This window comes from Caulobacter sp. FG121 (genome assembly GCF_057809815.1).
In genome coordinates, this window is record NZ_JBMDKR010000006.1 from 172,207 (window position 1) to 185,299 (window position 13,093).

Consider the following 13,093-nt stretch of genomic DNA (forward strand, 5'->3'; position numbering starts at 1 on the left):
CGTCAGCGCGACTCCCGGGCGAGCCGCGTCGGGGCCTGGCCGGAGTCCGCGAAGCTCTGCCCGGTCTTGCCGCGCACGTCGACCTTGACCTCGACCGACAGCCCGGGCCGCAGGGCGCTGGAGAGGGGTTCCCCCGCATTCACAGCGATCCGGACCGGCACCCGCTGGGCGATTTTGGTGAAGTTGCCGACAGCGTTCTCCACCGGGATCAGCGCGAACTCGGCGCCCGTGGCGGGCGCGAAACTCTCGACGCGGCCGCGGATTGTCTGGCTGCCGAAGGCGTCGGCCCGAATTACCACCGGCTGGCCGATGCGAAGACGGGCCAGCTGGGTTTCCTTGAAGTTCGCGACGATGAACGCCCTGCCCAGCGGCACGACACTCATCAGGGTGGCGCCGGGCTGGACAAGCTGGCCCGGTCGCACCGACCGGGCGCCGATGACGCCGGCGGCAGGCGCGCGGATGACGGTGCGGTCAAGGTCGATGCGGGCCTGTTCCACGGCGGCGCGGGCGGCGGCGACCTGGGCCAGGGTCTGGGCCCTGGCAGAGCCGAGCGACTCGGCGGCGCGACGTTCGGCCTCCAGCGCGGCCTGGGCCTGGGCGACAGAGGCGGCCGACTGCGCGGCGCCGGCGCGAACGGTCGTCAGTTTCTGGTCCGAGACCCAGCCCTTGGCGGCGAGGTCGCCATAGCGCTTGAGGTCCGCGTCCATGCGGCCGGCGTCGGCGCGGGCGCTGGCGACGCCGGCGGCGCGCTGGGCGATCATCGCCTGTTCCAGAGCCGCCTTGTCATCCACGGCGCCGACGGCGGCCTGCAGGGCATTGGCGTTGGCGATGGCCTGGTCGAGCCGGGCCTGGAAGGAGGTGGGATCGATGCGGGCGATGACCTGACCGGCCTCGACATGCTGGTTGTCCGTGACCAGCACCTCGACGACATAACCGGCGACCTGCGGGCTGACCTGCACCGTGTCGGCCTGGGCGAAGGCGTTGTCGGTTTTCTCGTAGGACTGCTTGTCGACCCACCAGAAACCGGCGCCGACAAGGATCGCCACCGCGGCGACGCCGCCGACGATCATGGGAACCAGCCGGTTCCGGGGAATGGAGGACATCGTCAGCCCCTGACGTACACGGTTGAAACGGCTTTCACCGCCTCTGGAATTGGCGATAGCGCCCTGTCTCGCAGCGGGCAAGCGTTAAATGGACGCTTCCGTCCACAAATCAAGTCGCGGTCGAGCTTTCACCGACGCGCGTGTCGCGGTAAACCTTCTGGCGATGACCGACGTCACCTCCACGCCCCCGGCCCTGCGCTGGGTCGCCCTGTTCCTCGCCGCCTGCGCTGTGCTGGGGCTGTTTCTTGGCGTCCGGGACCAGATCCGGAAGAACCCTCCGGGCTGGTACACCGGCGCAGAGCAGGTCGTGGCCGCACCGCTGGCCGCGCCGGCGGACGGCGCTCGCGAGGCTGTTCCGTTCGACCCGGGTGAGTCAAAGGCCGCGGCCCCCAGGGCCGCTCCGGTGGCGCCCGCGGCGAAAGTCCCTGAGGCCGCGACAGCGCCAGCCGAAACTACGACCGCGGAAAGCCCGCCGGAAAAGGCGGTCACGACGCCGGCTGCGGCTCCCGCGCCGAAACCCAGGACCACCCCGCCGACGGCGAAGGTCTCGGGCGATCCGGTCGGCGACATCCTCGAAGGTCAGAAGCAGACCGACCCCCCCGTCACGGCGCCCTACTAGATCATGACCAGGTTCGACGCCGATGTGATCATCGCCGGGGCCGGCATGGCCGGCGCCACCCTCGCGCTGGCGCTCAAGGGCGGCGGAATAGAGCCGCTTCTCGTCGACCCGCTGCCGTTCGAGACGCAACTGGAGCCGACCTTCGACGGCCGCTCGAGCGCCATCGCCTTTTCCTGCTTTCGTCAGTGGCGAACCCTCGGCCTCGCACCGCTGCTGGAGCCCTATGCCGAGCGGATGAACGAGATCCTCGTTACCGACGGCCGCAGCCCCGGCGCGGCCTCGCCGGCCCAGACGCCCTTCTTCCTTCACTTCGACGCCAGCGAGATCGCTGACCGGGTCGAGGGTGAGCCGCTAGGCTACATGCTGGAGAACCGCAGGACGCGGGCGGCGCTGGCCGAAGGCGTCACCGCGGCCGGCATTCCGGTGCTGGCGCCTGAACGCGTCGCATCGGTGTCGGTCAAGCCGGACTGCGCCGAGGTGACCCTGGCCAGCGGCAGGGTGCTCAGAGCGCCGCTGGTGGTGGGCGCAGAGGGCCGTGGCTCGATCGTGCGCAAGGCGGCCGGCATCGACGTGACCGGCTGGGACTATCCGCAGACCGGGGTGGTCTGCACCGTCAAACTGCAGCACGGCCACGGCGGCGTCGCCCACGAATACTTCCTGCCGGGCGGCCCGTTCGCCATCCTGCCGCTGACCGATGACCGCGCCAGCCTGGTGTGGACGGAAAAGCGAAGCCGCGCCGACGCCCTCAAGGCGGCCAGTGCGGAGGCGTTCAACGCCCATCTGGTGCGCCGCTTCGGCGACTTCCTCGGCGACATCGAGGTGATGGGGCCGGTGTTCACCTACCCCCTGTCGATCGCCATCGCCGAACGCCTGTACGCGCCGCGCATCGCCCTGCTGGGCGACGCCGCCCACGGCGTGCACCCGATCGCCGGGCAAGGTCTGAACCTCGGGCTGAAGGGCGCGGCCGCGATGGCCGAGGTCATCGTCGAGGCCGCACGCCTGGGCGAGGATATCGGCTCGGAGTCGGTGCTGGAGCGGTATGCGGCCTGGCGTCGGTTCGACACCAACACCCTGGCGGCGGGCATGGACGCCTTCGTCTGGCTGTTCTCGAACGACAACCCGCTGATCCGGCTGGCCCGCGGCCTGGGGATGACGGCGGTCAACAGCATCGGCCCGGCCCGCCGGTTCTTCATGCATGAGGCTGGCGGCGCGGTCGGCGACCTGCCGCGGCTACTGCGCGGCCAGGCGCTCTAGCTACTCTTCCAGCGCCCGCGCCTCTTCCGGCAGCATGATCGGCACGCCGTCGCGGATCGGATAGGCCAGCTTGGCCGCCTTGCTGACCAGTTCGCCGTTCGCCCGGTCATAGGTCAGCGGCGTACGGGTCACCGGGCAGATGAGGATCTCCAGCAGGCGGGGATCGACATCGGTGATGGTCTGTGCGGCGGCTTCGGTCATGGCGTCAGCTTCTACTGGATCGAACGGGTTTCGTCATCGCCGCCGGCGCCGTCGATTTCCAGCAGGGCGATCAAAGCCTCGGCCCGGTCGGCGATCGTCACGGCCTCAAGCAATGCCTGCTTCTCCGCGGCGTCGAACGGCAAACCCATCGCCAGACTGTTGATCAGGGCGCCGGATGGGGCCTGGCCGGCCGTGTCCCAATCGATTCCGAGACCGCGATGGTCGAGATAGCGACCAAGGGCGCGCAGGAAGCGGGGCTTGTCGATCCCGGTCGGGTCAGCCTCCTGACGCAGATCGTCCTCGAACGGCGCAAACCGCGCGCGGACCTGGCGATAGGGCGTGGCGACCGGAAGTTCGTCGCCCAGCGCGAACCGGCACAGGCCGGTCAGGCTGATCAGGTACCGGCCGTCTGGCGTTTCGGCGAAGCTTGTGATCTTTCCCACGCAGCCGATCGGCGCGAGCGCCGGACGCTCCGGATCGCCGCCGCGCGTCTGGACCATGCCGATGAGCCGGTCGGCGGCCATCGCGTCGTCGATCATGTTGAGGTAGCGCGGCTCGAAGATGTTCAGCGGCAACTGGCCGCCGGGCAGCAACAGCGCGCCGTCGAGCGGAAACACGGCGATGGCCTGGGGCAGATCGGCAGCCTTGCGATAACCCGTGACCATCGCGGTCTCCCTAGCTGAACAGGATCGCGGACAGGCGTCGCCGACCCTGTTTGGCGACCTCCGAGTTGAAGCCCGCGGCTTCGAACACGGTCAGAAGTTGCTTGCGGGCCGCCTGGTCGTTCCAGGTCTGGTCCTTGCCGATGATCGTCAGAAGGTGGTCGGCCGCCTCGTCCAGCCGACCCTGACCGGCGAGCGCGCCGGCCAGATCGAACCGCGCCTGGTGATCGTCCGGATCGGCGGCGAGCGCCGCCTCGAACGGCGCGGTCTCGGAGGCCGCGCCTTCGGCGAGGGCGAGGGCCGCGCGCGCCGCGTCGAGGTCGGCGTTCTTCGCGCCTTCCGGCGCCATCGCCACGACTTCGGCCGCCCGTTCATAGTCGCCGCCGGCGATGTAGCAGCGGGCCAGGCCGCCGATGGCCGGCACGTTGGCCGCGTCCATCCGCAACACCGTGGCGTAGCCCTGCGCCGCGCCGCCCAGGTCGCCGAGGTCCATGGATTCCTTCGCCTGGGCGAGGACCTCGTCGATTTCCGAGGCCGGCGGCGGGCCGACCAGTTTCTCGACAAAGGCCTTCACCTGGCTGTCGGGCAGGGCGCCCATGAAGCCGTCGACCGGCTGACCGTTGACGAAGGCGTAGACGGTCGGGATCGACTTGACCTGCAGCTGGCCCGCGTAGCCGGGGTTCTTGTCGACGTCGATCTTGACCAGTCGCACGGCCCCGCCCATCGCGGTGACGGCCTTTTCCAGCGCCGGCGTCAGCTGTCGACACGGGCCGCACCAGGTCGCCCAGAAGTCGACGATGACCGGCGTGGTCCGCGAAGCCTCGATGACGTCGGTCATGAAGCTGGCGTCCGAACCGTCCTTGATGCTGTCGCCGGCCGCCGCCGCGCCGCTGGACTTGGGCGCCAGGCCCTCTCCGATCAGGGTCATCTCTTCCGTCCCGTGTGCGGGTCCGTCACCCGCGTTCAAACGCTTGTCCGACAAGATGGTCGCAGCCGCCCGCCGGTTCAATTCCACATCAGCCGCGAACGACCGCCATCGCGCCGAAATCGACAATCAGCGGCTCAATGCCCAGCGCCGCCAGGAACCGGCGGAAGCCGGCCTGCGACACGGCCGTGGTCGCGGTATTGGTCAGCGGGTGGAAGTTGACCGGATCGGCGGCCGCGAGGGCCGCGTCGAGCACGAACCGCACGCGGTGTTCCCCGTCATTGATCAGGCCGAACGCCGTCACCGAGCCCGGCGTCACGCCGAGCGTCTCCAGCATCAGGTCCGGACTGCCGAACGACAGCCGCGCGGATCCGATCACCGTATGAAGCCGCTTGAGGTCGATGGTCGTTTCACCGAGGGCCGAGATCAGCCAGAGCTGGCCTTTGGCGTCCTTCAGGAACAGGTTCTTGGTATGGCCGCCCGGGAGGGCGGCCTTGATCTCGTCGCCCTCGCCGACCCGGAACACGGCCGGATGATCGAGGGTGGTGGCGACGACGCCCTGGGCGTCCAGAAAGGCCATGAGGTCCGCGCGCGTCTTCATGGTCGTCCAGATAGCGAAACCAAGGCGCTTGCGGAACCGCCTCCCGCGGGCGACAGGTTGGCGAACGACCCATCATGGAGCCCGCCATGCTTCTGGAATGCTACCCGACAAGCCAGCGCCCGCCGGACATCGTGCCGGGACGGCCGCAGCGGGCGTGGATGGACGCCTTCGCCGAGCGCCACCCTTACCGCTGCCTGCCGCTGTCCATGGCCAACTCGTCCGGCTGGGAAATCCTCTGCCCGGTCGGTTTCACGGCCGAATGGAACGGCGGCGCGCACCAGGACTGCATCACCCTGACGCCCGATCAGCCCCATCCGGACTTCCACGATTTCGCCAAGAGCCACTTCTCGCGCGGTATCGTCACCTTCCATCCGGGTTACCTGTTCCGCACCCCGCCCGGCTGGTCGATGTGGGCCGGCGGCCCGCCCAACCACGTCAAGGACGGCATCCAGCCGCTGGCCGGCCTCGTCGAGACCGACTGGCTGCCCTTCCCCTTCACGATGAACTGGATCTTCACTCGTCCGGGCCGGGTGCGCTTCGAGCGCAGCGAGCCGTTCTGCTTCATCACCATGCTTCAGGACAAGGCGCTCGCCCAGGTTCAGCCGGTGACCCGCTCGCTGGCTTCCAACGACGACCTGCGCGCCCAGTACGACGCCTGGTTCCGTCAGCGCGAGGAGTTCAACCGCCGTCTGATGAAGCAGGATCCGGACGCCGTGCGCGACGCCTGGCAGCGCTACTATTTCAAGGGCGAGATGCCGGAACAGACCGGCGCCGCGCCGGCCAACCACGTCAACAAGCGTCGCCTGAAGGCTCCACGGCTCGGCGTGTAAATCGGCGGTCGGAGGCGCTTGCAAAGGCCTGTCCCCTCTGCCATAAGCCGCCTCTCGATTTTCGGGACGCCCTCCAAGAGCGTCCCTGGAGCGCGGGCGTAGCTCAGTGGTAGAGCACAACCTTGCCAAGGTTGGGGTCGAGAGTTCGAATCTCTTCGCCCGCTCCATTAAATCGCGAAAGACCTGAACAGGACGGCCCCGCAAGGGGCCGTTTTGCGTTTGGGGCCGTTACACAGATTGCCCCCGCGCCGCTGATGCGCTTCCTTGTCGGCGACTCCGGATCAACCGGACGCGGGAGCGAAACACATGACGGCGACATCCTGGGCCTCGGGCCTTCAGCTTCGGTCTCTGGTCAAGGCGGAAGGCGTGCTCGAGCTGTCGCTGGTGCAGACGCCGACGCCGGCGCCGGGCCCTGGCGAGGTGGTAGTGCGGGTCGAGGCCTCGCCGATCAATCCTTCGGACCTCGGCCTGCTGATCGGCCCGGCCGACATCAGCACCGCGCGGGTCACGGCCGGCGCCGACGGCCCGGTGGTGACCGCCGACATTCCCAAACGCCTGATGCGACTGGTGGCCTCGCGGGCTGACGAGAGCATGCCGGTCGGCAACGAGGGCGCGGGCGTCGTCGTGGCGGCCGGAGACTCTCCGGAGGCGCAGGCGCTGCTGGGCAAGATGGTCGCCGTGCTGGGTGGGGCGATGTACGGCCAGTACCGCACCCTGCCGGTCGCCTCCTGCATGGCGCTGCCCGACGGGACGACGGCGAGCGAGGGGGCGTCGTGCTTCGTCAATCCGCTGACCGCCCTGAGCTTCCCCGAGACGATGAGGCGCGAGGGTTTCACCGCGCTGGTGCACACGGCGGCGGCCTCGAACCTGGGCCAGATGCTCAACAAGATCTGCCTCGCCGACGGCATCGGCCTGGTCAACATCGTGCGCAATGAAGAGCAGGCGGCGTTGCTGCGCGGCCAGGGCGCGAAGGTCATCGTCAATTCCTCGGCGCCGACCTTCCTCGACGACCTCACAGCGGCGATCGTCGAGACCGGGGCCTATCTGGCGTTCGACGCCATCGGCGGCGGCAAGCTGGCCGGCCAGATCCTCAACTGCATGGAGGTCGCGGCCAACAAGACGGCCAAGGTCTACAGCCGCTACGGCTCGACCCAGATGAAGCAGGTCTATGTCTACGGCGGGCTCGACACCGGCCCGACCGAGCTGAACCGCGCCTTCGGCATGATGTGGGGTCTGGGCGGCTGGCTGCTGACGCCGTTCCTGATGAAGATCGGGCCGGCCGAGACGCAACGGCTGCGTGACCGCGTCGTGGCCGAGCTGAAGACCACCTTCGCCAGCCACTACACGCGCGAGATCTCGCTGACCGAGGCGCTCGATCCGGAGGTGATCGCCACCTACAACCGCAAGGCCACCGGCGAGAAATACCTGATCACCCCGGCCCGGGGGTAGGAAACCACCGTTTTACTGACGTCCCGGATTGAAACGCTTTTTTTGCAACTCGTTCCGTAGTCTCCCCAAGTTGGGTTCCTCAGAACGGGGATTGGGGCGTGCAGAAGATCATTTCGTGTCTCGTTGACGAGCACGACTACCGGATGTTGCTGGTCGCCGTCGTCGTGTGCCTTTGCGGCGCCCTGACCGCTTTCCGGCTGTTCTCGCGGATGAACGGGGCGAGGGGTCTGGTGCGTGGCGCCTGGCTGCTGCTGACGGCCCTGGTCGCCGGCTCGACGGTCTGGGCTACCCATTTCCTCGCCCTGCTCGCCTACGATCCCGGCCTGCGGACCGGCTTCTCGCCCACCGGCACGATGACCTCGCTGATGGTCGCGGTGCTGTTCATGGCCGCCGGGTTCTTCGCCGCGACGACCAGCCGTGACCGCGGCAACCAGCTGGCCGGCGGCCTGCTGATCGGCCTCGGCATCGGCGGCATGCACTACACCGGCATGTCGTCCTTCGTGGCGGCCGGCCATATCGAATGGGAAGCCGCGACCATCGCCGGGTCGGTGATCGTCGGCGCCATCGGCTCGATCCTCGCCCTGGTCGTCGCCGGAGACGCCCGCACCTTCCCGCGCCAGGTGGCAGCGGGCGCCATGCTGACGCTGGCCGTCTGCGCCATGCACGTCACCGGCATGGGTGCGATCACGATTACACCCGACGCCTCGATCGTCGTCCCGGACCAGCTGTTCTCCGGCGGCATCATGACCCTGGCTGTGGCGACGATCACCGGCCTGATCGTGCTGGCGGGACTCGGCGCGGTTCTCATCGAGTCCGCGACCAGCCGTTCGGCGCTGGAACGCATCCGCACGCTCGCCAATGCCGCCTATGAAGGCATCGTGGTGATCCAGAACGGCGTCATCAAGGACGCCAACGCCGCCTTCTGCGACCTCGCCGGCGCCGACATGGAGGATCTGGTCGGCCAGCCGTTCAGCGAGGGCCTTCTGACCTTTGATGACGCCCTGGGCGTACGCACTGACGCCGAACGTCGCGAAGGCCATATGCACCCGCTCAACGGCGCGCCCTCTGCCCCGGTCGAGGTGTTCGCGCGCGTCATGGACGACGGCGCCCGCTCCGAGACGCGCGGCCTGACCGTGCTGGCGATCCGCGACCTGCGCGAGCGCCGCTCGGCCGAGGAGAAGATCCGCTACCTGGCCGAACATGACGGCCTGACCGGCCTGCCCAATCGCAACGCCCTGCAGGCCCGCCTCGCCGCGGCGCTGGACCGGGTCGAGGCGTCGGGCGAGACCCTCGCCCTGGTTTGTGTCGACCTCGACCATTTCAAGGAAGCCAACGACCTGCATGGCCATGTCGCCGGCGATGCTCTGCTGATCGAAGCCGCCCGCCGGCTGCAGGCCAGCGTGTCGGCCCCGTCGTTCGCCGCCCGTCTCGGCGGCGATGAGTTCGTCGTGGTGCAGATCACCGACGAGGACCAGCCGACCGCCGCCGCCGAACTGGCCGCGCAACTGCTGGAGACCCTCAAGGAGGGCATGATCTACGAAGGCCAGGACCTGGCCATGGCCGCCAGCCTCGGCGTGTCTCTGTTCCCTGACGACGGCCGTACCGGCGAGGCCCTGCTGGCCAACGCCGACATGGCCCTCTACCGCGCCAAGGAAAACGGTCGCGGGACCTACCGCTTCTTCAAGCGCGAGATGGACGAGACCATTCGCGAGCGGCGCAACCTCGCCCGCGAGCTGCGGCAGGCGATCCTCGACGAGGACCTGGTGGTCCACTATCAGCCGCAGGCCCGGGCCAGCGACGGCGAGATTCTCGGCTTCGAGGCCCTGGTCCGCTGGCGTCACCCGGTGCGTGGCATGATCCCGCCGCTGGATTTCATCCCGCTGGCCGAGGAGACCGGCCTGATCCTGCCGCTCGGCGAATGGGTCCTGCGCAAGTCCTGCGCCGAGGCCGCCGCCTGGGACAAGCCGCTGAGCATCGCGGTCAATCTGTCGCCGCTGCAGCTGAACCAGCCGAACCTCTCCCAGCTGGTGCACGAGATCCTGATCGAGACCGGCCTTTCGCCGATGCGGCTGGAGCTGGAAGTCACCGAAAGCGCGCTGTTCAAGGACTATCAGCGCGCGCTCGACAACCTGCGCCGGCTGAAGGCCCTGGGCGTGCGCATCGCCATGGACGATTTCGGCACCGGCTTCTCCTCGCTGTCGACGCTGCAGTCCTTCCCGTTCGACAAGATCAAGGTCGACAAGAGCTTCGTCGAGAACATCTATCGCGACGAACGGGCGACCGTGATCGTCAAGGCCGTGCTGGGGCTGGGCCGCAGCCTGGACATCCCGGTCGTGGCCGAAGGGGTCGAGACCGACGAGCAGCTGCAGTTCCTGCGCGGCGAGCATTGCGCCGAGGTGCAGGGCTACGCCATCGGCCGGCCGGCTCCCGCCGATACTCTGGGCGCCTGGACCAACGAGCTGCCCGCGGTGCTGATGGCCGCCGCCAGCGTCATCCTGCAGGCGCCGGTCCGCAAACGCCGCAAGGCTGCCTGACGTCTAGCGCCGCTTCAGCCCGCCGAGCACGCCCCTGAGCAGTTCGCGGCCGACCTGGCTGGCGATTGAACGGACCAGGGTCTTGCCGAACGCTTCGCCCATGCTTTGGCGGTTCGAGGCCCGCGCCCGTGGTGCGGGCCGGTTCTCGTAGCGGTCGCGCTGCGCCTGTTCCCGCTCCCAGGCCTTCTGGTCGGCCTCGTGCTGCTTCGCGGCGGCCGTCGCCGCGGCCGCTTCCTCGGCCTGACGCGCCGCCTGACCGGCCCGGGCCTTGAGGCCCTCGAAGGCGGACTCCCGGTCGAGCAGGGTGTCGTAAAGCCCCCGCACCGGGCTGGTCGCCTGGATCGCCTGGCGTTCAGGGAGGGTCACCGGCCCCAGCCGCGAGGCCGGCGGTCGGATCTTCGTCAGCGCCGTCACCGTCGGCGCGCCGCGCTCGTCGAGCACGGAGACGAGCGCCTCGCCCACGCCGAGGTTCTGGATCGCATCAGCGGTGTCGAAGGCCGGGTTCGGGCGGAAAGAGGCGGCGGCGGCGCGGAGGCCCTTCTGCTCGGCCGGGGTATAGGCCCGCAGGGCGTGCTGGAAGCGGTTGCCCAGCTGCGCCAGCACGGTTTCGGGAATGTCGGCCGGATTCTGGGTCACGAAGAACACGCCCACACCCTTGGAGCGGATCAGGCGGACGACCTGTTCGACCTTCTCCAGCAGGGGCTTCGGCGCGTCGCGGAACAGCAGGTGGGCCTCGTCGAAGAAGAACACCAGGCGCGGCTGTTCCGGGTCGCCGATCTCGGGCAGATCCTCGAACAGCTCCGACAACAGCCAGAGCAGGAAGGTGGCGTAGAGGCGCGGGCTCTGGATCAGCCGGTCGGCGGCCAGGATGCTGACAAGGCCCCGGCCAGACCCGTCGACGCGCATCAGGTCCGACAACGCGAGCGCCGGCTCGCCGAACAGGTTGGCGCCGCCCTGGGTTTCCAGCGTCAGCAGGCCGCGTTGAATGGTCCCGACCGTGGCGGCCGAGACGTTGCCGTACTCGGCGTCGATGCTCTTCTCGTTCTCGGCGACATATTTCAGGGCCGCCTGCAGGTCCTTCAGATCGAGCAGCAGCAGCCCTTCGGCGTCGGCGACCTTGAAGACGATGTTGAGGACGCCTTCCTGGACATCGTTGAGCTCGAGCATCCGGGCCAGCAGCAGCGGCCCCATTTCCGAGACCGTGGTGCGGACGGGGTGACCCTTTTCGCCGAAAAGGTCCCAGAAGATCGTCGGCGGTGCGGCCGGCGTCAGGGTCAGGTTCATGCCCTGCGCCCTGGCCAGCATCTTCTCGTTCGGGGCGCCCGGCTGACTGATGCCCGACAGGTCACCCTTCACGTCGGCGGCGAACACAGGAACCCCGGCGTCGGACAGGGCCTGGGCAAGGATCTGGAGGGTGACGGTCTTGCCGGTGCCCGTGGCTCCGGCGACCAGGCCGTGCCGGTTGGTCCGGTCCAGCCGCATGGTCTCGGGCTTGTCGGAGAACCCGACGAACAGGGTTCCGGGATCGCTGGCGCCGTCCATTCGTCATCTCCGTGGGGTTCGGCGTGAAAACTACAGGCGCCGCCCCTGCTTCGCCAAGCAGGCGCATTGACGGAACCCGGGCGGCCCCCGAGACTCCGGCCTCAATCGAGGAGACACCCGATGGCCAGGACCCCCGCGAGGAAGACGACCGCCGCCGCGGACCCTTCCCCTCCTGATCATCCTGCCGTCGTGTCCGTGCGACCGGAGGGCATCGGCCGCAATGCGCTCGTCATCCTGGCCGTTATCGTGTCGGCGGCCGCGCTCTACTGGGCGCGCGGAATTCTGACCCCCCTCGCGCTCGCCATGTTCCTGGCGATCATGATCGACAGCTTCGCCCGCCGCCTCGAGCATCGCTGGCCCCGCCTGCCCGACAGCGTGTCGCTGCTGGTCGCCATCGTCCTGTCGCTGCTGATCTTCGGTGTGACCCTGGTCGTGGTCGCGGACCGCGCCCACGAGTTCATCGCCCAGCTTGTGGGTTACGGCCCCAAACTGGACGGCCTGCTGGCCCGCCTCGCGGCGATCGTAGGGGCCCAGGCGCCGCCACCCCTGACCCAGATGGTCGATGACCTGAACCCGACGAAATACGTCGGCCAGCTTGCCCAGGGTCTTCAGGGCGTTGTGTCCGACGCCGTGTTCGTCCTGATCTACCTGGGCTTCATCATCGCCTCGCGGCGCGGGTTCAAGCGCAAGATCGTCGCCCTGTTCCCGCACAACGCCGAGCGGGCCAATGCGATGGAGATCTTCGACCGCATCCGGTTCGGTGTGGAGCGGTATCTCTGGGTTCAGACCATAACCGGGCTGATGATCGCCGGCGGCTCGTGGCTGGCGATGCTCGTGGTCGGTCTGGACAATGCCCTGTTCTGGGCCTTCCTGATCTTTCTGGCGTCCTACATTCCGATCATCGGCGGGTTCGTCGGCATCGTCTTTCCGGCGCTGTTCGGCCTGGTCCAGTTCGACACCCTCTGGCAGGGCTTCGTGTTGCTGGGCGTGCTCTATGCCATCCAGTTCGTTGTCGGAAACATCATCACCCCGCGGATGCAGGGCGACAGCCTGAACATCGACCCGGTGGTCGTGCTTCTGGCCCTGGCGCTGTGGGGCGCGCTCTGGGGTCTGCCGGGCATGTTCCTGTCCACGCCGCTGGCGGTGATGGCGATGATCATTCTCGCGGAATTCGAGGGGTCGCGCTGGATCGCCATCCTGATGTCGGAGAACGGCGACCCCCAGGGCGTGGATGACTCGGGTCATCATCGCCGTAGCGGCAAGCACTTCGGCAAGCCGGACGGCGCCTCTTGAAACGCGAAAAAGGGCGCCTATCTCAATCCTGTCCGGTCGCACTCCCCCTGCCGCCGGACCGGTCGGCGCCCTTCCTCCCC

Annotated in this window: 12 protein-coding genes and 1 tRNA gene; 7 read left to right on the forward strand and 6 right to left on the reverse strand. The window is 68.5% G+C overall.

Translation table 11 applies throughout. From position 1 onward, the window contains the following. Window positions 1-2: 2 nt before the first annotated feature. Window positions 3-1,103 carry an HlyD family secretion protein gene (locus ACODSL_RS15605; protein WP_488901634.1) on the reverse strand — a complete coding sequence of 367 codons (1,101 nt, stop codon included), beginning with the start codon at window positions 1,101-1,103 and terminating at the stop codon, window positions 3-5. Window positions 1,104-1,266: 163 nt separating this feature from the next. Here ACODSL_RS15605 and ACODSL_RS15610 point away from each other — a divergent pair, with 163 nt between their 5' ends. Both ACODSL_RS15610 and ACODSL_RS15615 read left to right on the forward strand, forming a co-directional pair. Next, the gene (locus tag ACODSL_RS15610; protein WP_488901635.1) at window positions 1,267-1,722 is read left to right on the forward strand and encodes a hypothetical protein; all 456 of its coding nucleotides are present in this window, start codon (window positions 1,267-1,269) and stop codon (window positions 1,720-1,722) included. 3 nt (window positions 1,723-1,725) lie between these two features. Next, on the forward strand, window positions 1,726-2,976 hold the full coding sequence (locus ACODSL_RS15615; RefSeq protein ID WP_488901636.1) for a UbiH/UbiF/VisC/COQ6 family ubiquinone biosynthesis hydroxylase: 1,251 nt from the start codon (window positions 1,726-1,728) through the stop codon (window positions 2,974-2,976). Here ACODSL_RS15615 and ACODSL_RS15620 read toward each other — a convergent pair whose 3' ends face one another. From ACODSL_RS15620 to ACODSL_RS15635, 4 genes are all read right to left on the reverse strand, one after another. Further along, a complete protein-coding gene (locus ACODSL_RS15620; RefSeq protein ID WP_488901637.1) occupies window positions 2,977-3,177 on the reverse strand; it encodes a Trm112 family protein in 201 nt (66 codons plus the stop codon). It lies immediately after the preceding gene. Window positions 3,178-3,188: 11 nt separating this feature from the next. Continuing rightward, a complete protein-coding gene (locus ACODSL_RS15625; protein ID WP_488901638.1) occupies window positions 3,189-3,842 on the reverse strand; it encodes an LON peptidase substrate-binding domain-containing protein in 654 nt (217 codons plus the stop codon). A 10-nt stretch (window positions 3,843-3,852) separates the two neighbouring features. Next, window positions 3,853-4,767, reverse strand: a complete 915-nt coding sequence (locus ACODSL_RS15630; protein ID WP_488901639.1) for a tetratricopeptide repeat protein — start codon at window positions 4,765-4,767, stop codon at window positions 3,853-3,855. A gap of 88 nt (window positions 4,768-4,855) precedes the next feature. Next, the gene (locus ACODSL_RS15635; RefSeq protein WP_488901640.1) at window positions 4,856-5,365 is read right to left on the reverse strand and encodes a prolyl-tRNA synthetase associated domain-containing protein; all 510 of its coding nucleotides are present in this window, start codon (window positions 5,363-5,365) and stop codon (window positions 4,856-4,858) included. Between the two features lie 86 nt (window positions 5,366-5,451). Here ACODSL_RS15635 and ACODSL_RS15640 point away from each other — a divergent pair, with 86 nt between their 5' ends. The 4 genes from ACODSL_RS15640 to ACODSL_RS15655 all read left to right on the forward strand — a co-directional run bounded on the left by ACODSL_RS15640 (window position 5,452) and on the right by ACODSL_RS15655 (window position 10,178). Beyond that, window positions 5,452-6,195, forward strand: a complete 744-nt coding sequence (locus ACODSL_RS15640; RefSeq protein WP_488901641.1) for a DUF6065 family protein — start codon at window positions 5,452-5,454, stop codon at window positions 6,193-6,195. Between the two features lie 92 nt (window positions 6,196-6,287). Next, window positions 6,288-6,362 (forward strand) — tRNA-Gly (locus ACODSL_RS15645). Window positions 6,363-6,501: 139 nt separating this feature from the next. Continuing rightward, complete coding sequence (locus tag ACODSL_RS15650; protein WP_488901642.1) at window positions 6,502-7,644, forward strand: zinc-binding dehydrogenase; 1,143 nt, start codon at window positions 6,502-6,504, stop codon at window positions 7,642-7,644. 143 nt (window positions 7,645-7,787) lie between these two features. After that, on the forward strand, window positions 7,788-10,178 hold the full coding sequence (locus ACODSL_RS15655; protein WP_488901715.1) for a bifunctional diguanylate cyclase/phosphodiesterase: 2,391 nt from the start codon (window positions 7,788-7,790) through the stop codon (window positions 10,176-10,178). Window positions 10,179-10,181: 3 nt separating this feature from the next. On the opposite strand, the gene ACODSL_RS15660 is transcribed toward ACODSL_RS15655, so the two are convergent. Beyond that, window positions 10,182-11,720 (reverse strand): helicase HerA-like domain-containing protein, encoded by a 1,539-nt coding sequence (locus ACODSL_RS15660; RefSeq protein WP_488901643.1) that lies wholly within the window; start codon window positions 11,718-11,720, stop codon window positions 10,182-10,184. A gap of 120 nt (window positions 11,721-11,840) precedes the next feature. Between ACODSL_RS15660 and ACODSL_RS15665 the strand changes: the two genes are divergently transcribed. Then, entirely contained in the window at window positions 11,841-13,013 is a 1,173-nt protein-coding gene (locus tag ACODSL_RS15665; RefSeq protein WP_488901644.1) for an AI-2E family transporter, read from the forward strand. Window positions 13,014-13,093: the final 80 nt, after the last annotated feature.